Origin of the sequence: Verrucosispora sp. WMMA2121, from assembly GCF_027460185.1 — a bacterium.
Classification (GTDB): domain Bacteria; phylum Actinomycetota; class Actinomycetes; order Mycobacteriales; family Micromonosporaceae; genus Micromonospora; species Micromonospora palythoicola.
Genome location: NZ_JAPZBH010000004.1, coordinates 78,338 through 104,044, shown reverse-complemented (window position 1 = coordinate 104,044; position 25,707 = coordinate 78,338). Strand labels below are relative to the sequence as shown.

Here is a 25,707-nt window from a genome sequence, read left to right as displayed (position 1 = left end):
CGGGCGCTGCCGCGTCGACCCGCCGGCCGTACCGGGTGCCTGGGTGGTGGCCTGCGGGCGTACGCCCCCGGGCCGATGCCGGCGCGGCGCGGCGCTGGATACCGTGTGCCGGTGGACCTCACCGCCCTGATCCGGCCGCGTGCCACCGTGCCGGTGGTGCGGGCGGTCCTGGTGTGGGCCGGGGTCGCCCTGCTGCCGGTGCTCTGGGCGCTGGCGCCGGCCGTGGCGAACAGCGGCGACGGGGTCGGCGTGGTGGGCTGGTGGCTGCCGGTGCGCTACCTGGTGCCGGTGCTGATCGTGGTGCTGCCGGCGGGTCTGCTGAGTCGCCGCCCGCTGACCGCGCTCGGCCTGATGCTCGCCGGAGCGACGCTGTGCGCCGCGACCGTGCACGGCCGGGATCCCGGGTACCTCGGCGACCTCTTCAACCTCCAGTTCCTCGCCGTCGACGCGGCGCTCGCCGTCGTCGCCGCGAACCGCTCCCGTCGGGTGTCGGTGCCGGCCGCCGGGGTGGTGCTGGTGACCCAGGTGCTCGCCGGCTTCGTGAACCTCGGGGTCGAGCCGGTGAACCAGGCCGCGTTGACCGTGCTGGCGGTCGCGGTGGGCTGGACCGCCGGAAACTCGGTACGGGCGCGGCGGGACTACGCGGCCGCGCTGCGCCGGCACGCCACCGCCGAGGCGATCACCGCCGAGCGGCTGCGCATCGCCCGGGAACTGCACGACATGGTGGCGCACAGCATCGGCGTCATCGCCATCCAGGCCGGGGCCGGCGCGCGGGTGATCGACACCCAGCCGGCGCAGGCCCGCGCCGCGCTCGCCACCATCGAGGCGGCCAGCCGCGACACCCTGGCCGGGCTTCGGCGTACCCTCGGCGCGCTGCGTCGTGGCGACGGAGATCCGGCGTCGCTGGAGCCGGTGCCCGGACTGATGGACCTGGAGCGGCTGATCGCCGCGACGGGTGATGCCGGAGTCCGGGTCGAGCTGTGCACGGCCGGCGACGGGCCGGTCCCGGCCGAGATCGACCTTGCCGCGTTCCGCATCGTGCAGGAGGCGCTCACCAACGTGGTCCGCCACGCCGGGGTGGACGCGTGCCGGGTCGTCGTCGAGCGCGGCGACCACGCGGTCATGGTGGAGATCGTCGACGACGGCCGGGGCGGTCCGATCGGCGTCGAGGGGCACGGCTTGATCGGCATGCGCGAGCGGGTCATGGCCGTCGGCGGCCGGTTCCGGGCCGGACCACGGTCCGAGGGAGGCTTCCGGGTGACAGCCTGGCTGCCGGTGTCGCCGCAGAGCGCAGTCCCGGCCGGTGGTCGTCCGGGTGGTGGCGGCCGGGTCGGCGACGGTCCGGATGGTGCCAGTTCCGACGGTCGTCGTCCGGATGGTGGTGGCGGGGCCGACGGTCGTCCTCAGGAGGCGGCGGAGCGGTGACCATCCGGGTGCTGCTCGTTGACGACCAGCCGCTGGTGCGGGCCGGGCTGCGCGTGCTGATCGCCGACGTGCCGGACATGGCGGTGGTCGGCGAGGCGGGCACCGGTGCCGAAGCCATACGCCTGACTCGTGAGGTGTTGCCCGACGTGGTGCTGATGGACCTGCGGATGCCGGGGACCGACGGCATCCAGGCGACGCGGACGATCACCGACTCCGGCGGTCCTGCCCGGGTGCTGGTGCTCACCACGTTCGACGACGACGAACACGTGCACGCCGCGCTGCGGGCCGGCGCGAGCGGCTTTCTCGTCAAGGACATGGCGTTGGAGGACATCCTCGGTGCGATCCGGGTGGTGGCGGCGGGGGACGCGCTCATCGCACCAGGTGTGACCCGGCGACTGATCGCGGAGTTCAGTCGCCGGCCGACGGCTGCGACGCCACGGTCGCTGGCCGGGGTGACCGATCGGGAGCGCGAGGTGCTCACCCTCGTGGGACGGGGCCTGTCCAACGCCGAGATCGCCGCCGAGTTGGTGATCAGCGCCGCCACCGCCAAGGCACACGTGGCCCGGCTGTTCAGCAAGCTCGGCGCCCGCGACCGGGTGCACCTGGTCATCGCCGCCTACGAAGCCGGCCTGGTCACCGCATCCCGCTGACCCGCCCCACCACCTCATCACCCCGCCGCCCCCACTCGCCGCGTGCTTGCATGCCCGCATGCGCAACTTCGGGGTAAGTGCTGCCTCGAGCGCCTCGGAACCAGCACTTTCCCCGAAGTAGTTCCATCCTGAATCCGCTGGTCAGTAGGTCTTGACCCTTGGGCGGTGGTGGGTGATTGAGCAGGTCCACGAAGAGATGATCTCCGGGTTGATCGTTTGCCCGGCACCAGCGTGGCCTGCATGACATACAGGTGAGCCCTCGGCCAGGGTGTTCGGTCGTGACACACAAAAACCCGCCGGCCGAGGACTCGCCGCTTGTCTACCAGTCCCGTCTACCGCTGTCCACGAAGACACTGACCACGGTCACCACCGCCATCCGCCGTCACCGAGCCCAGGTGCGCTCACGATGGCGCAAGCTACCCGACCACAGCGCAGCAGCGATCGTCCTGGCCGTGCTGCGTCACGACCAACGCCCGGTCGACCTGGCCGCCGCCAATGGCATCTCCGCCAACACCGTCCGCCGCTGGGTCAACCAGGTGATCACCACCCTCGCCGCCCAGATGCCCCGACTGTCCCGGATCCTGCGCCGCGCCCGCCACCACACACAGGTGGTCCTGCTCGACGGCACCCTGATCCCCGTCCAACGCCCCCGCGACCGACGCCGCCGCCACGCCCACTACAACGGCAAACACAAAACCTTCGGCCTGACAGTGCTCGCCATCACCGACCTGACCGGAAACCTGCTGTGGATCTCCGCCGCCTACCCCGGCCGCACCGCCGAGATCACCGCAGCCCGCCGACACCGCATCCCCGCCCACCTACGCCACCACGACCTGGCCGCCATCTGCGACCTCGGCTTCACCAACCTCGACGACCAACCCGGCCCCTACCCCGGCCTACGACCACGCCGCCAACCCCCCGGCCGACCCGACGACCACCCCACCATCATCACCGGCCGCCGACCCGCCCGCGCCCACCCACTGACCCGCTACCAACACGCCGTCAACAACCTCATCGCAGGCGAACGCGCCACCAACGAACACGGCTTCGCCGACCTGAAGAACTGGCGCATCCTCCACCAACTACGCGGCAACCACCGCCACGCCACCACCCTGCTCCGCGCCCTCACCGTCCTCACCCAAAGCCACACCACCCGCTAACAACCCACCAAACGAGACGCGCCAAACGATCAACCAAAAGATCACCCACCCCGTAACCAGCCCACCCACCACCACCAACCCTACAGTCAAGACCCCCCTACCAGCCCAAACAGGATGGAACTACTTCCCCGAAGTTGCGCGGTCCCGCTGGGTTCGGGGTGGGGAAGTTGGTCAGCGGCGGAGGCGGCGTTCGGCGCGCCACCAGCGGGCGAGCAGCACGGCGCTGGCGATGAAGCCCAGGGAGGCTGGGGCGGCGGCGAACCAGTTGATCCCGCTGGGGCTGGTGACGGCGGCACCGACCGCCGCATAGCCGAACGCGGTCGGCGCGGAGGCGATCACGCTGCCGACGAGGAACGGCAGCACCCGCGCGCCGGTGGTGCCGTAGCCGTAGCTGACCAGGCCGAAACCGGAGATCGGCAGCAGCCGTACGGTGACCACGCCGAGCACGCTCTGCCGGGTGAACCAGCGGTCGAGGCGGGCCAGCCGGCCCCGGACGCGTTCGGCGACGAACTCCCGACCCAGCACCCGACCCACGGCGAAGCCGATCGCCGCCGCCAGCAGTGCGGCGCCGAGCGCGTACGCGGCACCTTCCAGGGCACCGAAGATCGCGCCTGAGGCGAGCGTGATGAAGGTGCGGGGGACCAGCGCCACCAGCAGCAGTGCCCCGCCGAGCACACCGGCCACCGGAGCGAGCGGCCCCATCCGGTCGGCCAGGTCCGGCAGCGCGGTCGGTTCGGGGTGCGGCACCAGCAGCAGCGTCACCGCGAAGGCGGTGAGCAGGAGCAGCAGCAGCGCGAACCGGGTGGCCGACGGCGTCGCGGCGACCAGTAGGCGGCGCCACCCGGCGGGCGGGGGGCCGACCGGTGGGGTGTCCGGCTGCGGCGGGCCGGCTGCGAGGTCGCCCGACCGGCTCGCCCGCAGGAGTCGCGTCCGCAGCTTGCGGATCATGCCCGGGCGGTGGCCACCGCGGTCCGGCGTTCGGCCCGCAGCCGGTCGGCCCAGGTGTCGTCGAGCGGAGGCAGGTGCTGCGCGCCGGTCGCCCAGCGCAGCAGCAGGTCGGCCAGGGCCGGGTTGCGGGCCAGCGCCGGGCCATGGGAGTACGTGCCGAGCAGCTTGCCCCGCCAGGCTCCCTCGGTGGCGCCGTCGTTGCCGACCCCGGCGGTGACCCGGGCCAGCGGTGAGACGCCGGGGCCCAGGTGGGTGCGGCCGCCGTGGTTCTCGAACCCGGTCAGCGGCGGTAGGCCGAGACGGGCGTCGATGTCGCCGGCCAGTTCGCCGACGGCCCGGCTGGGGCCCCGGTCCGAGGAGAGATCGAGCAGTTCCAGGCCCTGGTACTGGGTGCCCTTGGCGAAGAACGAGGTGCCGAGCAACTGGTAGCCGGCGCAGACGCCGAAGACCACCGAACCCTGGGCCACCGCCCGGTGCAGGCCACCGTCGGCGAGCAGCCGTTGTGCGCCGAGTGCCTGCGGGCCGTCCTCCCCGCCCCCGATGAGGTAGATGTCGGCCGTGGTGGGCAGCCGCTCGTCGGAGCGGACCTCCAGCACCTCGACCGGGAATCCGCGCTGCTGGGCCCGGCGGGCCAGGATCAGGGCGTTGCCCCGGTCGCCGTACGTCGACAACAGGTCCGGGTAGATCCAGACGATGCGCAGGGTCTCAGTTGACACGATCCAACTCCGCTCGGATGTCCTGGAAGGCGGTGTAGTTCGCGATGACCTCCAGCCGACCCGGCGGTACCGCCCGGACGGCCTCGTCGAAGGTGCGTACGTACTGGAAGGGCACGTCGTTGACCTCGAGCCGTACGGCCAGGTCGTACGCCCGGTCGCCGGTGATGAGCACCAGCCGGCCGCGCAGCGGGGCGAAGTCGACGTCGAAGAGCCAGGAGGTGTCCAGCCCGTCGGGGTCCCGGGCGTTTATGGACAGCAGCGTCGGCGCCTCGTCGGCCATGTCGAACGCCTCCAGCCAACTGGCCGGGTTCTTGGCCAGCAGCAGTCGCACGGTGCGACCGTCCCGGACGACCTGGGCGTAGCGCCCGGCCACCGAGGTCACGTCGCCGAGGCGGGGAACCGCGTCGAAGGGACGTACGCCGAACTCGGCGGCGACCGCCAGCGCGGTCGCCGCGTTGCCGATGTTGACTTTGCCGGGCAGCTGGAGCTTGACCTTGTACCAGGCGCCGGTCGGGTCGACGACGCCCTCCTCGTCCACGGTCCACTGCGGCTCCGGCCGGCGGAGCGGGCAGCCGGTGCACCACCACTGCTCGCCGGAGCGCTGGATGGTGGAGCCGCACTCGGGACAGACCCAGGAGTCGTCGTGCCAGCGCTGCCCGGCGGAGAACCAGGTGACGTGCGGCGGGGTGATCCGTTGGTCGTGGCTGGCCGGCGGGGTGGCGGCCCAGACCACCATCGGGTCGTCGGCGTTGGCGACCACGCGGATGTCCGGATGCCGGGCCAGCGCCGCGCGCCAGAGCTGCGCCATCATGGCGACCTCCTTGGCCCGGTCCAGCTGGTCGCGGGAGAGGTTGAGCAGCGCCACCACGTGCGGGTCGGTCGCCTCGATCACCTGGGCGAGGTAGTGCTCGTCGACCTCCAGCACGGCGTACGGCGTGCTGCCGGCCTTGGCCAGCGCGGAGGTGTGCCCGGTGGGCATGTTGGCGCCGAACGAGTTGGTGGCGACCCGGCCGAGTACCCCGACGGCCGCGGCGGCGAGCCGGGTGGTGGTGGTCTTGCCGTTGGTGCCGGAGATCAGCGCGATGGCCCGTCCGGCGGAGAGGTGGGCGAGCAGTTCGGGGTCGATCTTCAGGCCGAGCCAACCACCGATCACCGAGCCGTCGCCCCGGCCCGCCGCCCGGGACAACGCCGCGGCGGTCCGTGACACGGAGCTGGCCACCTTCGCCCGCAGGGGCATCTTCGCGTCCGTCACGCGAGCGAGGTTACCGGACCAGCGGACCCGCGAGATCGGCACCGACGGCGATCCGTTCGGCTCGGCGCGGCCGGCGCCCGGTCGGATGACCCTCGGCCGGACGGAGTCGATCTATGTCGGAAAGCGGACCCGCCCGGGGGCGCCGCGCGGCCCTCCACTCCGCTCCACCCCGGCTGACGTGCGGTTTTGTGGCGACGCGCGCCACGCCACGCGGTCGAATCTGGTTGCGAGTGGAGGGAAGTGGAGTAGAGTGGGGCGCATTGGTGGGGCCGGGAGGGGCCCACCGGCCCGGGGGGTCAGCGGCGCGCGAACGCCGCTCAAGGGCGAGGGGGTTGGGCCGATGTTTCTCGGCACCCACACTCCGCGCCTGGACGACAAAGGCCGGTTGATCCTTCCGGCGAAGTTCCGGGATGAGCTGGCGGGGGGTGTCGTGATCACCAAAGGGCAGGAGCGCTGCCTCTACGTCTTCCCGACGCCGGAGTTCCAGCGGATCGCGGAGCAGTTGCGCGCGCAGCCGATGACGCACAAGGCGGCCCGGGCCTACAGCCGGGTGTTCTTCGCCAGCGCGCACGACGAGGTGCCGGACAAGCAGGGCCGGGTGACCATCCCGGCGCACCTGCGCAGCTACGCGGGGCTCGACCGGGACCTGGTGGTCATCGGCGCGAGCACCCGGGTGGAGATCTGGGACAGGGTCGCCTGGGAGACCTACCTCGCCGAGAGCGAAGACGACTTCGCCGACATCGAGGAAGGGGTGCTGCCCGGCGGTCTGTAGGGCGTGGCGACGCCCGACGTACTGCGAGATCTCCAGCCGCTTTCGAGTTCCTGGCATCCCTTCCCCGGTGCCAGGCGCACGATCCGACCTTCCGGGCCACCGGCCCGACGGGCGGGCGGAGAGCGGATGGGGATCTGGCGGTACGACGGCACGGCGTCGTCCGACGAACAGGGCGCGGATACACAACCGGTTCAACCAGTGGGGGTCGACATGGGGGAGCTACGTGGCACGCACGTGCCGGTGCTGCTCGAGCGGTGTCTCGAGCTGCTGGCCCCCGCACTGGGCCGGGGTGGGCGCACCGTGCACGTCGACGCGACGTTGGGCCTCGCCGGCCATGCCGAGGCGGTGCTGCGAGCCCATCCGGAGACGGTGCTGGTGGGCCTGGACCGGGACACCGAGGCGCTGGCCCACGCCAGGGTCCGGCTGGCCCGGTTCGCCGACCGCGTCCACCTGGAGCACGCCGTCTACGACGAGCTGCCCGAGGTGCTCGACCGGCTGGGATATCCGTCCGTGGACGGGGTCCTGTTCGATCTCGGTGTCTCCTCGTTGCAGCTCGACGCGCCCGACCGCGGGTTCGCGTACGCGCAGGACGCGCCGTTGGACATGCGGATGGACCAGACCCGGGGGGTGACCGCCGAGGAGGTGGTCAACACCTACCCGCACCCGGACCTGGCCCGGGTGCTGCGGGTCTACGGCGAGGAGAAGTTCGCCGGGCGGATCGCCTCGGCGATCATCCGGGAGCGGGAACGCGGCCGGATCACCTCCTCGGCGCGGCTGGCCGAGCTGGTCCGGGAGTCGATTCCGGCACCAGCCCGGCGAACCGGGGGACACCCGGCAAAGAGAACGTTTCAGGCTTTACGGATCGAGGTAAACAGAGAACTGGCAGCGCTGGAGACGGCGCTGCCGGCCGCTCTGGACCGACTCGCCGTCGGCGGTCGCCTGGTGGTCCTGTCCTACCACTCGCTGGAGGACAGGCTCACCAAACAGGCGCTCGCCGATCGGGTCCGCAGCACGGGCCCGATCGACCTCCCGGTCGAACTGCCCGGGTCAGAGCCGACGTTCCGGCTGCTCAGCCGGGGCGCGGAACTGCCTGGGGAGGTGGAGGTCACCGCGAATCCGCGGGCCGCTTCGGTGCGCCTGCGGGCCGCGGAGCGGATCGACCCGCAGGCACGGCAACGGGGGCGTACCGACCGCGAACGGTACCGCCGCCGGGTCAAGGCGATGCACCAACCGGGGACGGCGTCGACCACGGAATCCGGTCCGGATCCGCGGCGGGCGCCGGGGGACACCACGGACGAAGAGGGGGAGGGGACATGAACGTAGACAAGCGTCGGGACATCGCCGGCGCCGGGCAGCGCGCACCGCGGTCGGGGGGCCGGATCGCGGCGGAGCGGACCCGGGGAACGGGCGACGGTGCTCGGCGGACGGACCGGGTGAACCGGTCGGCGGAGACTCGCGCCCGGGGGGCGCGCGAGTTCCCGACCCAGGGCAGCGCGGCGCTGCGTCCGGTGGAGCGGGCCGCCGTCGCGGCCGAGCGGTCGGAGTCGCCGCGGCTGCGGGTCGCCCCGCCGCCGCCGGTGCGGGTGCCGCGGGCACCGTTCGCCGCGCTGGTGGTGGTGCTGGTCGTCGGCGGGGTGCTGGGCATCCTGGCGGTCAACACGAAGATCAACGAGAACGCCTTCCGGCTCGACGAGCTGCAGCAGCAGCAGGCCAAGCTCGACGTGGAGCAGCAGCAGCTGAAGAAGCAGATCGCCGAGTCCGAGTCGCCCGGCAACCTCACCGCCCAGGCCCGCAAGCTGGGGCTTGTCGAGTCGGGTGAGCCGGCGTACATCCGGCTGCCGGACGGCAAGGTGATCGGGGTGCCGCAGCCGGCCGGTGGCAAGCTCTCCATCGCCAGCCAGCAGGGCGGGCAGGGGTAGGCCGTGCCACCGAGGTCCGAGGAACCGCGCCGGGACGCCGAAGGCTCCCGGCGCGGTTCGTCGCGTGGCGGCGGGCAGCGGAGTTCGCCGCCCCGCCCGGCCGGTGAGCGGGACGTGACGCCGGGTCTGGGCGGCATCTCCGACGCCCGCGCCTACACGCCCCGGGGCCGCTCCGTCCGCGAGAGCGGCGCGGCCGCCGGCACCGGACGCGCCGAGCAGCGGCGCACCCCGCGCAGCAGCCGGTCGCAGGATCCGTTCCGGCCGGCGCTACAGGTCCTCGACGGTGGTCGGGTCACCGCCGGCCGGGCCGCCGGCCGACCGGGTGGCGCGGCCCGCCGGGACGGTGGCGCCGCCCGTGCCACCGTGACGCGTACCGTCACCGACCGCACCCCGCGCGACGAGGCCCCGGCCACCGCCCCCCGACGACGGGTGACCAACCGGGAACCGCGTCGCGGGGACCGTACGCCGCCGCGCCGACCGTCGCGCCAGCGACCCCGACCGCCCCGGCTGGCCGACCCGGGCCGCCGGCTGCGCCTGGGCACCGCGTTGACCCTGGCCCTCTTCGTCGCCGTCGGCGTGCGGCTGGTCGTGCTCCAGACCGTCGACACCCCGGCGTACGCCGACGGCGGGATCGCCGACCGCATCACCACCGTGCCGCTGCCCGCGCCGCGGGGCGCCATCTACGACCGCTCCGGCGAGGCCGCGCTGGCGCACAGCGTCGAGGCCCGGTACGTCTACGCCGACCCGACCCGGGTGAAAGACATCGCGGCGACCGCGGCGTCGCTCTCCCCGCTGCTCGGTATCCCGGCCTCCGAACTGGCCGAGAAGATGAAACCCCGCAAGCGGATCAACGGCGTCGACTCGCAGTTCGAGTACCTGGCCCGGGGGGTTGACATCGACCGCGCCAAGGAGATCACGGCGCTCAAGCTGCCCGGCATCGGCACGCACCGCGACGAGCGGCGCGAGGTGCCCGGCGGGGACCTCGCCGCCAACCTGATCGGCTTCACCAGCCCGGACATGGTCGGGCTGGAGGGCCTGGAGGCGCGCTTCGACGACCTGCTGCACGGCGAGGACGGCCAGCGGGTCTTCGAGATCGGCCTCGGCGACCTGGCCGCCCCGATTCCCGGCGGCATCAGCCGCACCACGAAGGCCAAGCCGGGCAGTTCGCTGGTGCTCACCATCGACCGCGACCTGCAGTACATGGTGCAGCGCATCCTCAGTGAGCAGACGCAGCAGGTGCAGGGCAGCACCGGCGCCGCCGTGGTGCTGGACGCGCGTACCGGTGAGGTGCTGGCCCAGGCCAGCCATCCCACCTACAACGCGGCGAAGCCCTTCCCCAGCGAGCCGACCGACCGGGAGGACGCGGCCACCAGCTTCATCGTCGACCCGGGCTCGGTGCACAAACCGATCACGTTCGGGGCGGCCCTGCAGGAGGGCGTCATCACCCGGGACACCTCGTTCCCGGTGGCCAACGCCATCCGCAAGGGCGACACCTGGTTCCGCGACACCCACCAGGCGAACGGGCGGCGGATGAGCGTCGCCGGCATGATGGCGTACTCCTCGAACGTCGGCACCATCCAGATCGCCGACAAGCTCGGTCCGGACCGGCTGCTGGACTACCAGCGGCGCTTCGGCCTGGGCAAGCCGACCGGGGTCGGGATGCCCGGCGAGGCGAGCGGGCGGCTGCTGCCGGTGCAGGAGTGGAGCGGGTCGTCGCACGGGTCGGTGCCGATCGGGCACAGCGTGGACGCCACCCCGTTGCAGATGGCCGCCGCATACGCCGCCATCGCCAACGACGGCACCTACATCCAGCCACACCTGGTGAAGGAGACGATCGCCCCGAACGGGAAACGGACCCCCGGGCCGGAGCCGGAGACCCGGCAGGTGCTCAGCCCGGACAATGCCGCCGCGCTGCGTACGATCATGGAGGCGGTCACCACGGTCGACGACGCCACCGGCCTGGCCGCCGCGGTCCCCGGTTACCGGGTCGCCGGCAAGACCGGCACCGGCTGGCGGCTGGTGGACGGCAAGAAGCAGCCCGGCGAGGTCGCCTCGTTCATCGGGATGGCTCCGGCGGAGAACCCGCGCTACGTCATCGCGGTCTTCGTGCACAGCCCCAGCGGTGGTGGCGGTCAGATCTCGGCACCGGCCTTCCGCGACATGATGACCTTCACCCTGCGCCACCACCGGGTACCGCCGTCGACCGAACCGGCGCCGACGTTCACCGTCTTCCCGTAGCCACGACCTGCGGTTCGACTCCATGCGACGGAGATTCAGGCGCGCCGTGCGGCCGGGAGCGGGCGACCGGGTAGGGTCTGACGCCGTGCGCGGCAATCCTCGTCCCCGTTCCGTGACCGGGATCCGGCTCGGTGCCCTGGCCGCCCGGCTCGCCGTGGCGTCCGGCACCAGCGCCGACCCGATGGTGACCGGGGTGACCCACGCCAGCGGCGAGGTCCGCCCCGGCGACCTGTACGCGGCCCTGCCCGGGGCCCGGCGGCACGGCGCGGAGTTCGCCGCCGACGCGGCGGCCGCCGGCGCGGTCGCGATGCTCACCGACCCGGCCGGCGCCGAGCGGGCCGCCGACATCGGGTTGCCGACCCTGGTGGTGGCCGAGCCCCGCGCGGTGCTCGGCCCGCTCGCCTCGGCGGTCTACGGCGATCCGACGGCGGGGTTGACCGTGATCGGCGTGACCGGCACCGCCGGCAAGACCTCCACCGCGTACCTGATCGAGTCGGGGCTGCGCGCCGCCGGCCACGTCACCGGCCTGATCGGCACCGTGGAGACCCGGCTCGGCGACCTGGTGATCGACAGCGTGCGGACCACGCCCGAGGCCACCGACCTGCACGCCATGCTGGCCGCCGCCGCCGAGCGTGGGGTCACCGCCGTGGTCATGGAGGTCTCCAGCCACGCCCTGGCGATGGGCCGGGTCGGCGGGGTGCGGTTCACCGTCGGCGGCTGGACCAACTTCGGCTCCGACCACCTGGACTTCCACGCCGACGCCGAGGACTACTTCGCCGCCAAGGCCCGGCTGTTCGACGGCCGGTGTGCCGTCGAGGTGCTCAACCACGACGACCCGGCGCTCAAGGCGCTGTTCAAGCCGGCCACGGTCAGCTTCTCCGCGCTCGGCGACCGGGCCGCCAGCTGGTGGGCCGACGAGCTGACCGGCGAGGGGTACGCGCAGCGGTTCACCGCGCACGGTCCGGACGGGCTGGTACTGCCCGCCCGGGTGGCGCTGCCCGGCCGGCACAACGTGTCCAACGCCCTGCTGGCCATCGCCAGCCTGGTGGCCGCCGGGGTCGACCCGGTGACCGCCGCCGAGGGCGTGGCCGCCTGCGGCGGCGTGCCGGGCCGGCTGGAGTCGGTGGGCGTGGCCGGTGGGGTGCGCGGGGTGGTCGACTACGCGCACAAGACCGACGCCGTGGTGGCCGCGCTGGCCGCGCTGCGGGAACTCAGCACCGGCCGGCTGATCTGCGTCATCGGTGCCGGCGGCGACCGGGACCGGGGAAAGCGGCCGGCGATGGGTGCCGCCGCCGCGGCCGGTGCCGACCTGGTGGTGGTGACCGACGACAACCCTCGCACCGAGGATCCGGCGGCGATCCGTGCCGAGGTGCTCGCCGGTGCCCACCGGGCCGGTGCGCCCGCCCGGGTCGTCGAGGTCGGCGGTCGCCGCGCGGCGATCGACGAGGCGGTGCGGCTGGCGGCACCGGGTGACGTGGTGGCCCTGCTCGGCAAGGGGCACGAGCGGGGCCAGGAGATCGCCGGTGAGGTGTACCCGTTCGACGACCGGACCGAACTCGCCGACGCGCTGCGGAGCCGCTTCGGGGATCTGGAGGGGCAGTGATCACGCTCAGCCTGGCCGAGGTGGCCTCGGCGGTCGACGGACGGCTGGTCGCCGCCGATCCCGCCGCGCAGGTCACCGGCAGCGTGGAGTTCGACTCCCGCAAGGTCACCTCCGGTGGGCTCTTCGTCGCCTTCGACGGGGAGAAGGTGGACGGCCACGACTTCGCCGCCGCGGCGGTGGCCGCCGGTGCGGTGGCGGTCATGGGTACCCGGGCGGTGCCCGGCGTGCCGATGATCGTCGTGGCCGACCCGTTGGCGGCGATGGGCCGGCTGGCCCGCGCGGTGGTCGATCGGCTGCCCGGGCTGACCGTGATCGGGTTGACCGGGTCCTCCGGCAAGACCACCACCAAGGACCTGATCGCCCAGTTGACCGCCCGGCTCGGGGAGACGGTGGCGCCGCCCGGGTCGTTCAACAACGAGCTGGGACACCCGTACACGGCGTTGCAGGCCGGCCCGACCACCCGGTACCTGGTGATGGAGAAGGGCGCCCGGGGCATCGGCCACGTGCGCTACCTCTGCGAGGTCGCGCCCCCGCGCATCTCCGTGGTGCTCAACGTCGGGGTGTCACACATCGGCGAGTTCGGTTCGCAGGAGAACATCGCGCTGGCCAAGGGCGAGCTGGTCGAGGCGTTGCCGGCCGACGGCCTGGCGGTGCTCAACGCCGACGATCCGCTTGTCGACGCGATGGCCGCCCGGACTGCGGCCCGGGTGGTCCGTTACGGCGAGTCGGCGCACGCCGACGTGCGGGCCGTGGACGTGACGCTCGACGAGCGGGGACGGGCCGCGTACACCCTGGTCACGCCGGAGGGCACGGCGCCGGTGCGACTCGGGCTCACCGGCCGGCACCAGGTCTGGAACAGTCTGGCCGCCGCGGCCGTGGCGCGGGAGCTGGGCATGCCGCTGGCCGAGCTGGCCATCGCGCTGGGCGCGCTCGGGCTGGTCTCCACCCGCCGGATGGACGTCTTCGAGCGCACCGACGGGGTCACCGTGATCGACGACTCGTACAACGCCAATCCGGCGTCGACGGCGGTGGCGTTGCGGGCGCTGGGCGGCATCGGCGCGGGACGGCGTACCGTCGCGGTGCTCGGCTACATGGCCGAGTTGGGCGAATTCGAGGCGCAGGGACACGCCGAGGTGGGCCGACTCGCGGCCGAGTTGGGCGTGGACCGGTTGCTCGTGGTCGGCGAGGCGGCGGCGCCGATCCACCACGGGGCGACATCGGTAGGTGACTGGGGAGGAGAGTCGGTGCTGCTCACCGATCAGGCGGCGGCCGTCGAGGTGCTGCGCAGCGAGCTACGACCGGGCGACGTCGTCCTGGTCAAGGGCTCCCGGTACCGGACCTGGGAGGTGGCCGACGCGCTGCGTGTCGACGCTGCCGGGGACGGCGACGGTACCTCGGCGTCGGCCGGGGGTGGCGCCGCGTGAGAGCGGTAATCGTGGCCATCGGGGTGGCCTTCCTCGTCTCGCTGTTCTGCACCCCGATCGCGATCCGGGTCTTCACCCGGCTCAAGGCCGGACAACCCATCCGGGCCGAGGGCCCGCAGATGCACCAGGGCAAGAAGGGCACGCCGACGATGGGCGGCGTGGTGTTCATCCTGGCCACCGTCATCGCGTACGTGGCCGGGCACCTCGCCCTGACCACGCTGCCCGACGCGCAGATCGCCCAGGTCGAGCCGACCATCACGGCGCTGGTGCTGCTGGGGCTGATGGTCTTCTGCGGCGCGGTCGGCTTCATCGACGACTTCCTGAAGGTGCGCAAGCGGCACAGCGGCGGCCTGAGCGCGCGGGGCAAGCTGCTCGGGCAGATCCTGGTCGGCGCGGTGTTCGGGGTGGTCGCGCTCTGGTTCCCGTCCACCATGACCGACGCCTCCGGCGCGGTGACAAACACCGAGACGGTCGGCAGCACCACGCTCAGCTTCATCCGGGACATCCCGGCGCTGGACGTCACCAAGATCGGTGCGGTGATCATCTTCATCTTCGTGGTGATGGCCGCGACGAACGGCGTGAACCTGACCGACGGTCTCGACGGGCTGGCCACCGGGGCCTCGGTGATGGTGCTCGGCGCGTACGCGGTGATCGCCTTCTGGCAGTACCGGCACTGGTGCGCCGACCCGGCGTACACCGCGAATCCGGACAACTACTGCTACACGGTCCGGGACCCGCTGGAGATCGCGCTGATCGCCGGGGCGGCGGCCGGGGCCTGCGTCGGCTTCCTGTGGTGGAACACCTCGCCGGCCCGGATCTTCATGGGCGACACCGGAGCGCTCGGTCTCGGTGGTCTGATCGCCGGCATGGCGATGTCGACCCGGACCATCCTGCTCCTGCTGATCATCGGCGGCCTGTTCGTGATCATCACGATGTCGGTGGTGATCCAGATCATCTCCTTCAAGACCACCGGCAAGCGGGTGTTCCGGATGTCGCCGTTGCAGCACCACTTCGAGTTGGCCGGCTGGAGCGAGGTCAACATCGTGGTCCGTTTCTGGATCATCGCCGGCATCGGCGTGGCCATCGCCCTCGGCCTCTTCTACAGCGACTTCCTGGCCAACATGGGCTGACCCACCCCACCCCAGACGTGTTGATCAAGAAGTTTCCGTCGCGGATCCGCCGGATTCCGACCCAAACTTCTTGATCAACGCCTTGGGTTGGCGTGTTGGCGGGACAGCGGAGGGTGGTCGGCGCAAGTGCGACACGCCGACCGGGGCGTACCGCCCCGGACGGGTGCCGGTTGCGGCGATGATGACGCTGTGGGGGAGGCGCGAGGAGACGACGTGACGGTGGGTCGGAGCCCGGCCGGCAGCCCGGCGCGTCCGGAGGTGTCGGTGACCGCGGCGGCCGGACGGGCCGCAGGCTCCAGCGGGACCGGTGCGGCGCGGGCCGGTGGCACCGTGACGGGCGGCGACGCCGAGGGGCCGTGGCGTGGGCTCGACGCGCTGGGATCGTTGGCCGCGCTGCGGGGCCTGCTGTCGAGGCCGTTGGCCTCCTACCACCTGCTGCTGGCCAGCGCCGGCCTGCTGCTGCTGATCGGCCTCACGATGGTCTTCTCGGCCACCAGCGTGCGGGACTACGCCCAGGACGGCAACGCCTCGGCGTCGCTGACCAAGCAGGCGATCTTCGCGGTGATCGGCATCGTGGCGTTCTGGGCCTGCCAGCGCCTGCCGGCGCGCACCTACCGGGCCCTGGGCCGGCCGACCCTGGCGGTCGCGGTGGGGCTGCTGATCCTGCTGAACCTGTTGGTGGCGTACGGACGGCTGACCGACGGCGACGCGAAGATCGGCCCGCTGGAGGCCGAGCTGCTCTGGCTGTACATCGGCGGGATCAGCCTGCAACCGTCGGAGCTGGCGAAGTTCGCGCTGGTGCTGTGGGGCGCGCACGTGCTCGCCCGCAAGGGCGCGGCGCTGGGCTGGTGGCGGGAGTTGGCCACGCCGCTGTTCCCGGTGGTGGGGTTGCTGTTCGTGCTGGTCGGCTACAACGACCTGGGCAGCATGCTCTGCCTGCTGGCCCTGGTGGTGGGGCTGCTCTGGGCGGCCGGGGTGCGGCTGCGGGTCTTCGCCGCGCTCAGCGCGATCGGGCTGCTCGGCATCGGCCTGCTGGTGGCGGTGGCCTCCCTCGGCGCCGGTTCCGGCGTACGGGGCGAGGAGAACTACCGGCTGGCCCGGCTCACCGTCTTCTTCAACCCGCCACCGCTGGACGGCTGCAAGGAGGAACTCTGCTACCAGATGGTCCAGGCCCGGTACGCCATCGCCAACGGGGGCTGGTTCGGCACCGGCCTGGGCCAGGGGCGGACCAAGTGGGCCTGGCTGCCGGCCGCCGAGAACGACTTCATCTTCGCGGTGATCGCCGAGGAGCTGGGCGTGGTCGGCTGCGCCGTGATCGTCACCCTGTTCGCCGTGCTCGGCTACACCGGTCTGCGCATCGCCCGCCGGGTCGACGACCCGTTCCGCCGACTGGCCGCGGCCGGCGCCACCGCCTGGCTCGTCGGGCAGGCGTTCATCAACATCGGCGGCGTGATCGGGCTGCTGCCGCTGACCGGCGTACCGCTGCCCTTCATCTCGGACGGCGGCAGCGCCCTGGTGGTGACCCTCGCGGCGGTCGGCATGCTGGCCTCGTTCGCCCGGGCGGAACCGGATGCGGCCCGGGCCCTGCATGCCCGTCCGCCGGCCCGGTGGGTCCGACTAGTGTGGGCACCGTTGCCGCCGCTTCCCGGCCGGCGGCGCCGCGCGGCGCCGCCGTCGACCGCCCGGGGCTCCGTGCCCCAGGCGCGCAAGCGGCGCACGGACGACCAGGCCACACCGCGTGGCACCCGGGCTGCCCGGGGTCGCGGCGGGTCGGCGAGCGAGAGGAGACGTTGATGGGTCCGCTGCGTTCGGTGGTGCTCGCAGGAGGTGGCACCGGGGGGCACATCTACCCGTTGCTCGCCTTCGCCGACTGCCTGCGGCGGCACGACCCCGGCGTCCGGATAACCTGCCTCGGCACACCGAAGGGCCTGGAGAACGAGCTGATTCCGCCGGCCGGGTACGACCTGCGGAACATCCCCGCCTACCAGCTGCCCCGCTCGATCAACATGAACCTGGTCCGTACCCCGGGCCGGATGTGGACCGCGGCCCGCGCGGCGGGCAAGGTCATCGACGAGGTACGCGCCGACGTGGTGGTCGGCTTCGGTGGGTACGTCTCGGTGCCGGCCTACCTGGCCGCCTGGCGGCGCGAACTGCCCATCGTGATCCACGAGGTGAACGTGCCCCCGGGGGTGGCCAACCGGTTGGGGATGAAGTTCACCAAGCACGTCGCGGTCGGCTTCCCGCACCAGCCGGCCCAGGCGGAGTCGCTGCGCGACGCCCGGGTGGTCGGGGTGCCGCTGCGCCGCAGCATCGCCGGGCTGGACCGGGCGGCGATGCGCAACGCCGCGCGCGCCCACTTCGGGCTCCGCCCCGACCTGCCGGTGCTCTTCGTCGCCGGCGGCTCGCAGGGCGCCCGGTCGATCAACCTCGCGGTCTCCGGGGCGGCGAAGGAACTTGCCCGCAACGGCGTGCAGGTGCTGCACGTGATCGGCGCCCGCAACGAGCCGGTGTCGGTCCCGACCGACCTGCCGGTGCCGTACGTGACGCTGCCGTACCTGTCCGACATGGACGCCGGGTACGCGGCGGCGGACCTCATGCTCGGCCGGGGCGGGGCGATGACCTGCGCCGAGGTCGCCGCGATCGGGCTGCCCACCATCTACGTGCCCTATCCGCACAGCAACCAGGAGCAGAAGCGCAACGCGTTGCCGGTGGTCGAGGCCGGTGGCGGCCTGCTCGTCGACGACGCCGAGGTCACGCCGGACTGGCTCGAACGAACGGTGATCCCGCTGATCCGCGACCCGCAGCGGCTGCACGCGATGGGTACCGCCGCCGCGGCCTACGGGCGACGCGACGGCGACGAGGCCCTGCTCAACTTCGTCTACGAGGCGGTATCCCGATGACCACGTTCAGCCCGGCGGGCACGCTGACCGCCGAGGATCTCGGGCACATCCACCTGATCGGCGTGGGTGGCGTGGGGATGAGCGGGCTGGCCCGGCTCTTCCTGACCCGGGGCCTGCCGGTCTCCGGCAGCGAACTGCGGGAGTGGCCGTCGTTGGCCGGCCTGCGGGCGCTCGGCGGGACGATCCACATGACCCACGAGACAGCCAATCTCGACGGCGTGGACACGGTCGTGTACTCCTCGGCGATCCCCGCGGACCACCTGGAGATGGTCGAGGCGCGCCGCCGTGGGCTGCGGGTGCTGCACCGCTCGGAGGCCCTCGCGGCCGCGATGACCGGTCGCCGCACCGTGGCCGTCGCCGGTACCCACGGCAAGACCACCACCACCTCGATGGTCACCATGGTGCTCCAGCAGGCCGGGGTCGATCCCTCCTTCGTGATCGGTGGGGAGATCTCCGAGGTGGGGTCGGGGGCGCACCACGGCACCGGCGAGTACTTCGTGGTGGAGGCCGACGAGAGCGACCGCTCCTTTCTCATCTACCGTCCGTTCGTCTCGATCGTGACGAACGTCGAGGCGGACCACCTGAACACCTACGGCGATCTGGCCAACCTGGAGGCCACCTTCGCCGAGTTCGCCCGGCTCACCGACCCGGACGGCTTCGTCATCACCTGCGCCGACGACGCGGGTGGTCGGCGGCTGGCCGCGACGCTGCGCGCCGAGGGGCGTCGGGTGTACACCTACGGGGAGGCCGAGGACGCCGACCTGCGACTGACCGAGATGGCCTCCTCGGCGCGGGGGGTGCGCTACCTCGCCCACATCGACGGTCGTCCGCTCGGCGAGTTCCGGTTGCCGGTGCCGGGCCGGCACATGGGGCTGAACAGCGCCTCGGCGGTGCTGGCCGCGTACCTGCTGGAGTTGCCGTTGGCGGCGGCGGAGGCCGCGCTGGCGGCCTTCCCGGGCGTGCGCCGCCGCTTCGAGCGTAAGGGTGACGTCGACGGGGTGCTGGTCTACGACGAGTACGCCTACCACCCGACCTCGATGACGCTGGCGCTGCGGACGTTGCGCGAGGTGGCCGGGGACGGCCGGCTGATCGTCGTCTTCCAGCCCTACCGGCTCTACCGCACCCGGCAGCTGCAGGCGGAGATCGCCGAGGCGCTGGCGATCGCCGACGAACTGGTGCTGCTGGAGGTCTTCGGGCCGGGCGAGGAGCGTGGCCCCGGCGAGGGCTCGGCGGCGCTTGTCGAGGCGGTGTCGCTACCGGCGGAGCGGAAGGTCTTCGTCGACACCTGGGAGTCGGCGCCGGCCGAGGTGGCCCGGCGGGCCCGACCCGGCGACGTGGTGGTGACGATGGGTGCGCCACCGATCTCACTGATGGGTGACGAGCTGCTCGCCGCGTTGACGACGCGTACCACCGGTGCGTCGGCGCTCACCGGCACCGTCGCCGGTGGGGTGGCCGGCGGGTCGACGAGCATCGGGGGAAGCGTGCCCGGAGCCGTCGGTGTGGACGGCGCGGCGCCCGTCGCGGAATGAGTCCCGGTCCGGCCCGCGGTCGCGGCACCGGTGTGGACGGTGCCGCGGGGCGTCGCCCGGTGCGCCGGTGGCAGCTGGTACGCGCGGGCAGCGATGCGGTACCCGCCTCCACCCGGCGGTTCATGGCCCGGGCCCGGCAGCGCCGGATGCGCGCGGCGCTGCCCTGGGCGGTGGCCGGTGGCGTGGTCGCGGTGGCCGGGCTGGTGGCGTGGACGCTGCTGGGCACCGGTTTGTTCGGGGTACGCGAGGTGCGGGTGGAGGGCGCCGAACTGGTGACGGCGGTGCAGGTGCGGGACGCGGCGGGGGTGCCGGACGGTGCCCCGCTGGCGCGGGTGGACCTGGCCGCGTTGGCCGGCCGGATCGGTGCGCTGCCGCCGGTGGAACGGGTCACCGTCACCCGGGACTGGCCGGACGCGTTGGTGGTACGGCTGACCGAGCGCACGGGGGCGGCGGTGGTGCCGCTCGGGGAGCGGTTCGCGGTCATCGACGCCGCCGGGGTGGTGTTCCGGACGGTTCCGCAGCGCCCGGACGGCCTGCCACTGGTACGGGTGGCCGCGCCCGGTCCGGACGACCCGGACACCCGGGCCGGGCTCGACGTGCTCGGTGTGCTCACTCCGGAGCTGCTCGACCAGCTGGTCGAGATCAGGGTCGAGGGGTTGGCCCGGATCAGCCTGCGGCTGCACGACGATCGCACGGTGTTCTGGGGTGACGCGACCCGTGGCGCGGACAAGGCGCGGGTGGCCACCGCGCTGCTCGACCAGGACGCGGCCCGGATCGACGTGAGCGCGCCGGATGTGGTCACCTTCCGGTGAGCCACCGGTCAGTGGTGAGCCGTCTCGCTACCCCGGCGACACGCCGGAAAGGTCCTTGGCTCATCGCTCGGCTGCGCTTACGTTGCCCCGAAGGGGATCAGTGGTTGACATAACTCTAACCCTCTAGTAGAGGGTGAGGGTTTACCTCTCGACCTCGGTGGTGGTAGCTGCGTCGACCGTCGGTCCGGCCAGGCCGTAGCCGGTCGGGGAGTAGCCAATCTCGAAGGGAAAGGACCGGAGATGACACCTCCGCACAACTACCTGGCGGTCATCAAGGTCGTCGGCATCGGGGGTGGCGGCGTCAACGCCGTCAACCGGATGATCGAGGTTGGGCTCAAGGGCGTCGAGTTCATCGCGATCAACACGGACGCCCAGGCGCTGCTGATGAGCGACGCCGACGTCAAGCTCGACGTCGGTCGCGAACTGACCCGGGGTCTGGGCGCCGGCGCCAACCCGGACGTCGGCAAGAACGCCGCCGAGGACCATCGCGACGAGATCGAGGAGGTCCTCAAGGGAGCCGACATGGTCTTCGTCACCTGCGGTGAGGGCGGCGGTACCGGGACCGGTGGCGCGCCCGTGGTGGCGAACATCGCCCGCAAGCTCGGTGCGCTGACCATCGGTGTGGTCACCCGCCCCTTCTCCTTCGAGGGCAAGCGCCGTCAGGTGCAGGCCGAGGCCGGCATCGACGAGCTGCGGAACCAGTGCGACACCTTGATCGTCATTCCCAACGACCGGCTGCTGGCGCTGGGTGACCGCAACATCAGCATGATGGACGCCTTCCGCACGGCGGACCAGGTGCTGCTCTCCGGTGTCCAGGGCATCACCGACCTGATCACCACGCCGGGTCTGATCAACCTGGACTTCGCCGACGTCAAGAGCGTGATGAGCGGCGCGGGTAGCGCACTGATGGGCATCGGTAGCGCCCGGGGCGAGAACCGCGCGGTCGAGGCCGCCGAGGCCGCCATCTCCAGCCCGTTGCTGGAGCAGAGCATGGACGGCGCGCGTGGCGTGCTGCTCTCCATCGCCGGTGGCTCCGATCTCGGTCTGTTCGAGATCAACGACGCGGCCCAGCTGGTCACCGACGCGGCGCACCCGGACGCGAACATCATCTTCGGTGCGGTCATCGACGACGCGCTCGGCGACGAGGTGCGGGTCACCGTGATCGCGGCGGGCTTCGACGGGGGTACTCCGGCGTACAAGGCGGCCGAGGCACCCCGTAAGTCGAACCAGAACCAGTCCGCCCCGCCGAGCACGCCGATCGTGCCGTCGCCGACGCCTCCGGCCACGCCGCAGTCGCCGCGTCGGGTGCTCTTCGACGACGTGGACGTGCCCGACTTCCTGAAGAACGGGTCCTGAACACCGCCGATGACCGACAGCCAAGCCCCGGCGAGAGCCGACCGGCGCGCGGAGCTCGCCGCCGGGCTCGCCCGCGTACGCTCCCGCATCGCCGACGCCTGCGCGGCCGCGGGCCGCGACCGGGCCGAGGTGACCATGATCGCGGTGACCAAGACCTACCCCGCCGACGATGTGGTGACGTTGGTCGGCCTCGGTGTGACCGACGTGGGGGAGAATCGCGACCAGGAGGCGGCGGGCAAGGCGGCACAGGTCGCCGCCGCCGGGCTCACCCCGCGCTGGCACTTCGTCGGCCGGTTGCAGCGCAACAAGGTCAAGTCGGTGCTGCGGTACGCGGACGTGGTCCAGTCCGTCGACAGCGTCCGGTTGGCGTCAGCGTTGGACACCGGCGTCAGCGCCCTCGGCCGGGACCGGCCGCTGGACGTGTTGGTGCAGGTGAGCATCGACGGTGACGCGGCGCGGGGCGGTGCCGTGCCGGACTCGGCCGATCCCGATGTCGGCCTCGGCGCGGTCACCGAGGCGGTCGCCGCGGCCGGCGGGTTGCGGCTGGCCGGCCTGATGGCGGTGGCACCGCTGGGCTGGGAGCCGGAGCGGGCCTTCGCCCGGCTGGCGACGGTGGCGGCGCTGGTGCGGGCGGACCATCCGCAGGCGACGGAGCTGTCCGCCGGCATGAGTGGCGACCTGGAAGCGGCGATCGGACACGGCGCGACACTTGTCCGCGTCGGCAGCGCGTTGCTCGGAATGCGTCCCACGCTGCGGTAGCCTGGCCGCGAGGGAAGCAAATTACATCAGTGTTGTTTGTGGGAACGGCCTTCCCGGCGACGGGGGGCGTGACGTGCAACGCGAATTGCGCGTCGGGGGATTGCCGTTCCGGTCCGGTGGGCAGGGATGGTCCACTCGCGACAGGCGACACGTCGGGGGCGTGTGCCGCACGGCGGACGGGAAGGGCGCGGGGATGGGTGCACTGCGCAAGGCGGGGGTCTGGCTCGGACTGGTCGAAGAGGACGACGAGCGGGCCTACGACGACGGTGGCTACGACAAGGGTGGCTACCGGGAGTCGCGCTACCGGCAGAGCCGGTACACCGAGGAGTTCGCCGACGAGGAGGACGAGCCGGAGGAGCCGCCGGCGCCTCGGCCACGGCTGGGTGAGCGTGGTCGGCTGAGCGAGCGGTCGGCCCGACTGGGTGAGGCCGAGCGGCTGGAGTCCGAGCGTCCGGAGCGCACCGAGCGGTCCAGCGTCCGGTCGATCACCCGGTCCACTGGCGAGCCGTCCGGCGCGCTGACCTACCACACCCGGGACAACCTCGCCCTCGCGCCGCAGGTGCAGCCGCGTGAGCGTGCGCTGGTGCCGGAGGAGGAGCAGCGTTACCAGATCACCACGCTGCACCCCACCACGTACCGCGAGGCGCGCACGATCGGCGAACACTTCCGCGACGGGGTGCCTGTGATCATCAACCTCACCGAGATGGATGAGGCGGATGCCCGCCGTCTGGTGGACTTCGCCGCCGGGTTGGCGTTCGGGCTGCGCGGTACGATCGAGCGCGTGACCAACCGGGTGTTCCTGCTCTCACCGGCCAATGTCCAGGTCACCGCGGAGGACAAGGCCAAGATCGCTGAGGGCGGGTTCTTCAGCCTGAGTTGACCCGCCCGACCCGAGGGACGCCGCCTGCCGTGTTGTCGATCTTGCTACAGGTCCTCTACCTGACCACGTATGTCTTCCTGATCGTTCTTCTGGCCCGTTTCGTACTGAGCGCGGTGTTGCAGTACGGCCGCCGCTGGCAGCCCGGTCGGGGAGCGTCAGCCGGACTGGAATCCGTGTGGAGCGTCACTGATCCCCCACTCCGGGCGTTGAGGCGTGTGATCCCTCCGCTGCGAATTGGTACCGTGAGCATCGACCTGGCCTCCCTTGTGCTCCTGGTTATCCTGTTCGTGCTGATGAGGTTTGTGTTAGAGCCGGCGATCATCAGGACCGCCTGATGACCGACGCGCTATCGCGGCCGCAACTGACCCGAGGAGTTTCGATGCCGCTGACCCCGGCCGACGTCCACAACGTCGCCTTCAAGAAGCCGCCGATCGGCAAGCGGGGCTACGACGAGGAGGAGGTCGACGCCTTCCTGGATGAGGTCGAGCGCGAACTCGCCCGTCTGATCGAGGAGAACAACGAACTGCGCGCCCAGGTGGAGCGCGGGGGACGGGGCGGTGCCCCGGCCGGCCCCGGCGGCGACGCCCGCCTGGCGGCCGAGCTGAACGACGTCAAGGCCCAGCTCGACCGGGTGCAGCGCGACAAGGCCGCAGCCGAGCAGGCCGCCCGCGCCATGCAGGCCGAGCTGGAGCAGGTCCGCTCCGTCGGTGTCGGCGGCGCCGTGGCCGGCCCGGACGGCGAGCAGCAGGCGCTGCGGGTGCTCATGATGGCCCAGCGCACCGCCGACGACCACGTCTCCGACGCGCGCCGCGAGGCCGACCAGCTGCTCTCCGAGGCCCGCTCCAAGGCCGAGGAGGTCACCCGCGAGGCCCGCGCCAAGGCCGACGCGCTGGAGCGCGACGCCCGGCAGCGGCACCAGGAGGCCATGGGCGGCCTGGACGCCAAGCGCACCGCGTTGCAGAAGCACATCGAGGAGCTCAAGCAGTTCGAGCGGGAGTACCGCACCCGGCTCAAGGCGTACCTGGAGAGCCAGCTGCGTGACCTCGACGGTCGTGGTCAGGGCCTGGAGGCCGAGATGACCCGCGGCGAGGGTGCCCGGGCCGCCGGCAACGGGCTGGCTGCGGCCGGTCTCGCCGGGTCGTACGGCGGGGGTCGCTCCGGCGCGCTCGAGGCCGGTCGCTGAACCGGGTCGGTGACTGCCGCCGGCGCGGCGATCACCTGGCCCGCCTCATCGGTACGACACGGCGAGGGTGAGCCATGATAGTCATCAGTCTCGCGCTCATCCTCGTCGCGGTGGTGCTGCTGGTCTTCGGCCTGGCCGGTGGCTCCAGCCTGCTGCTCGTCGTGTCGATCGGGGCCAGCCTGCTGGCCGCCGTGGCACTCGTCGCCGGCGCCCGCCAGGCGGCCGGCCGGGCCACGGTTCCCAGCGGCACGCCGGCTGGCTCGGCGCGTCTCGACGGTGACGGCCGGGAGCCGAGCATTCCGACCCAGCAGACCTCGGCAGACGTGGACACCGGCGATGCCGGGTGGCGGCAACCACCCGGCTCGCCGGTGACCGAGCCACGCGAGCGGTCGCGCGTCGCCGACGGGTACGACGACGAACCAGCGGCCGAGGAGACCAGCGCTGCGCAGGCGGCTCGCATCGCCCGTCTGGTGGACGAGGTGCGGGTCGTCGACGGTCGGCCGCGGTACCACCTCGTCGAGTGCCCGCACCTGGTCGGCCGGGAGCACGAGCCGCTGCCCGTCGCGGAGGCCGTCGAACTCGGCTTCACCCCCTGCGCCCACTGCACGCCGGACGCGGTGTTGCTGGCGGATTCCGAACGCCGCTGAGCCGGGTCTGATGGACGACGCGCTCACCATTGCCGTGCGGGTGAAGCCGGGCGTCTCCCGGGCCCGGGTGGGCGGCCGATTCGACGGTCCGCACGGGCCCGCTCTGGTGATCGCGGTGCATCCCCCGGCGGCTGACGGCCGGGCCACCGAGGCGGCCCGGCGCGCGTTGGCCGCCGCGCTCGGCATCCGGCCGGCCACCGTGTCGCTGCGCGCCGGCGCGGCGAGCAGAGACAAGCTCTTCCTGGTCACGCCGACCGGGCCGGATCTGATCGAGCGGCTGAGCCAGCTGCGCGACGGCCCGGAACCGGCCGGGTGAGTGGCGGTCATCTGCTAGCGTTCCCTTTGCCCCGAATTGGCAGTTGCCGGGGCGGATCGGGCGTTGCGGTGCGGCACGTTGTCGGACG

The 25,707-nt window shown here is 72.6% G+C and carries 24 protein-coding genes; 21 read left to right on the top strand and 3 right to left on the bottom strand.

Annotated features, from left to right (window positions below; all coding sequences use genetic code 11):
- Nucleotides 1–111: 111 nt before the first annotated feature.
- The 3 genes from O7605_RS01085 (at nt 112) to O7605_RS01075 (ending at nt 3,235) form a co-directional block, all read left to right on the top strand.
- Nucleotides 112–1,425: a sensor histidine kinase gene (locus O7605_RS01085; RefSeq protein WP_269737480.1), complete on the top strand. Its 1,314-nt coding sequence runs from the start codon at nt 112–114 to the stop codon at nt 1,423–1,425.
- Nucleotides 1,422–2,075 (top strand): response regulator, encoded by a 654-nt coding sequence (locus tag O7605_RS01080; RefSeq protein ID WP_269737479.1) that lies wholly within the window; start codon nt 1,422–1,424, stop codon nt 2,073–2,075. The genes O7605_RS01085 and O7605_RS01080 overlap by 4 nt, the downstream gene beginning before the upstream one ends.
- Nucleotides 2,076–2,353: 278 nt before the next feature.
- A complete protein-coding gene (locus O7605_RS01075; protein WP_269737478.1) occupies nt 2,354–3,235 on the top strand; it encodes a transposase family protein in 882 nt (293 codons plus the stop codon).
- Between the two features lie 171 nt (nt 3,236–3,406).
- On the opposite strand, the gene O7605_RS01070 is transcribed toward O7605_RS01075, so the two are convergent.
- From O7605_RS01070 to O7605_RS01060, 3 genes are read right to left on the bottom strand one after another with little or no spacing between them, the layout of a single operon-like run.
- A complete protein-coding gene (locus tag O7605_RS01070) occupies nt 3,407–4,183 on the bottom strand; it encodes a TVP38/TMEM64 family protein (RefSeq protein ID WP_332317102.1) in 777 nt (258 codons plus the stop codon).
- Nucleotides 4,180–4,899, bottom strand: coding sequence for a type 1 glutamine amidotransferase (locus O7605_RS01065; protein ID WP_164449191.1), 720 nt, complete (start codon nt 4,897–4,899; stop codon nt 4,180–4,182). Before O7605_RS01065 ends, O7605_RS01070 begins: the two co-directional genes overlap by 4 nt.
- Entirely contained in the window at nt 4,889–6,136 is a 1,248-nt protein-coding gene (locus O7605_RS01060) for a MurT ligase domain-containing protein (protein WP_269738659.1), read from the bottom strand. Before O7605_RS01060 ends, O7605_RS01065 begins: the two co-directional genes overlap by 11 nt.
- Before the next feature lie 355 nt (nt 6,137–6,491).
- Between O7605_RS01060 and mraZ the strand changes: the two genes are divergently transcribed.
- The 18 genes from mraZ (at nt 6,492) to O7605_RS00970 (ending at nt 25,619) form a co-directional block, all read left to right on the top strand.
- Nucleotides 6,492–6,923 carry a division/cell wall cluster transcriptional repressor MraZ gene (gene mraZ, locus O7605_RS01055; protein WP_210830718.1) on the top strand — a complete coding sequence of 144 codons (432 nt, stop codon included), beginning with the start codon at nt 6,492–6,494 and terminating at the stop codon, nt 6,921–6,923.
- A 210-nt stretch (nt 6,924–7,133) separates the two neighbouring features.
- On the top strand, nt 7,134–8,240 hold the full coding sequence (rsmH, locus tag O7605_RS01050) for a 16S rRNA (cytosine(1402)-N(4))-methyltransferase RsmH (RefSeq protein ID WP_269737477.1): 1,107 nt from the start codon (nt 7,134–7,136) through the stop codon (nt 8,238–8,240).
- Entirely contained in the window at nt 8,237–8,842 is a 606-nt protein-coding gene (locus O7605_RS01045; protein WP_269737476.1) for a septum formation initiator family protein, read from the top strand. Before rsmH ends, O7605_RS01045 begins: the two co-directional genes overlap by 4 nt.
- Before the next feature lie 3 nt (nt 8,843–8,845).
- Nucleotides 8,846–11,080, top strand: a complete 2,235-nt coding sequence (locus tag O7605_RS01040; RefSeq protein ID WP_269737475.1) for a peptidoglycan D,D-transpeptidase FtsI family protein — start codon at nt 8,846–8,848, stop codon at nt 11,078–11,080.
- 112 nt (nt 11,081–11,192) lie between these two features.
- A complete protein-coding gene (locus tag O7605_RS01035; RefSeq protein ID WP_269738658.1) occupies nt 11,193–12,683 on the top strand; it encodes a UDP-N-acetylmuramoyl-L-alanyl-D-glutamate--2,6-diaminopimelate ligase in 1,491 nt (496 codons plus the stop codon).
- On the top strand, nt 12,680–14,107 hold the full coding sequence (locus tag O7605_RS01030) for a UDP-N-acetylmuramoyl-tripeptide--D-alanyl-D-alanine ligase (RefSeq protein ID WP_269737474.1): 1,428 nt from the start codon (nt 12,680–12,682) through the stop codon (nt 14,105–14,107). Before O7605_RS01035 ends, O7605_RS01030 begins: the two co-directional genes overlap by 4 nt.
- Nucleotides 14,104–15,237: a phospho-N-acetylmuramoyl-pentapeptide-transferase gene (mraY, locus tag O7605_RS01025; protein ID WP_099844714.1), complete on the top strand. Its 1,134-nt coding sequence runs from the start codon at nt 14,104–14,106 to the stop codon at nt 15,235–15,237. The genes O7605_RS01030 and mraY overlap by 4 nt, the downstream gene beginning before the upstream one ends.
- A gap of 384 nt (nt 15,238–15,621) precedes the next feature.
- Nucleotides 15,622–17,031, top strand: a complete 1,410-nt coding sequence (locus tag O7605_RS01020) for an FtsW/RodA/SpoVE family cell cycle protein (RefSeq protein WP_269738657.1) — start codon at nt 15,622–15,624, stop codon at nt 17,029–17,031.
- Nucleotides 17,031–18,137 carry an undecaprenyldiphospho-muramoylpentapeptide beta-N-acetylglucosaminyltransferase gene (gene murG, locus O7605_RS01015; RefSeq protein WP_269737473.1) on the top strand — a complete coding sequence of 369 codons (1,107 nt, stop codon included), beginning with the start codon at nt 17,031–17,033 and terminating at the stop codon, nt 18,135–18,137. Before O7605_RS01020 ends, murG begins: the two co-directional genes overlap by 1 nt.
- A complete protein-coding gene (gene murC, locus O7605_RS01010; protein WP_269737472.1) occupies nt 18,134–19,666 on the top strand; it encodes a UDP-N-acetylmuramate--L-alanine ligase in 1,533 nt (510 codons plus the stop codon). Before murG ends, murC begins: the two co-directional genes overlap by 4 nt.
- A 32-nt stretch (nt 19,667–19,698) precedes the next feature.
- On the top strand, nt 19,699–20,478 hold the full coding sequence (locus tag O7605_RS01005; RefSeq protein WP_269738656.1) for a cell division protein FtsQ/DivIB: 780 nt from the start codon (nt 19,699–19,701) through the stop codon (nt 20,476–20,478).
- Between the two features lie 240 nt (nt 20,479–20,718).
- Nucleotides 20,719–21,834: a cell division protein FtsZ gene (ftsZ, locus tag O7605_RS01000; protein ID WP_164449185.1), complete on the top strand. Its 1,116-nt coding sequence runs from the start codon at nt 20,719–20,721 to the stop codon at nt 21,832–21,834.
- Between the two features lie 9 nt (nt 21,835–21,843).
- Nucleotides 21,844–22,593, top strand: coding sequence for a YggS family pyridoxal phosphate-dependent enzyme (locus O7605_RS00995; RefSeq protein WP_269737471.1), 750 nt, complete (start codon nt 21,844–21,846; stop codon nt 22,591–22,593).
- A gap of 193 nt (nt 22,594–22,786) precedes the next feature.
- Entirely contained in the window at nt 22,787–23,473 is a 687-nt protein-coding gene (locus O7605_RS00990; RefSeq protein ID WP_164449183.1) for a cell division protein SepF, read from the top strand.
- Between the two features lie 29 nt (nt 23,474–23,502).
- Nucleotides 23,503–23,808 carry a YggT family protein gene (locus O7605_RS00985; RefSeq protein WP_093401140.1) on the top strand — a complete coding sequence of 102 codons (306 nt, stop codon included), beginning with the start codon at nt 23,503–23,505 and terminating at the stop codon, nt 23,806–23,808.
- Between the two features lie 44 nt (nt 23,809–23,852).
- Complete coding sequence (locus tag O7605_RS00980; RefSeq protein ID WP_093401139.1) at nt 23,853–24,656, top strand: DivIVA domain-containing protein; 804 nt, start codon at nt 23,853–23,855, stop codon at nt 24,654–24,656.
- Nucleotides 24,657–24,730: 74 nt separating this feature from the next.
- Nucleotides 24,731–25,303, top strand: coding sequence for a hypothetical protein (locus O7605_RS00975; RefSeq protein WP_269737470.1), 573 nt, complete (start codon nt 24,731–24,733; stop codon nt 25,301–25,303).
- A gap of 10 nt (nt 25,304–25,313) precedes the next feature.
- Nucleotides 25,314–25,619 carry a DUF167 domain-containing protein gene (locus tag O7605_RS00970; protein WP_269737469.1) on the top strand — a complete coding sequence of 102 codons (306 nt, stop codon included), beginning with the start codon at nt 25,314–25,316 and terminating at the stop codon, nt 25,617–25,619.
- Nucleotides 25,620–25,707 lie beyond the last annotated feature (88 nt).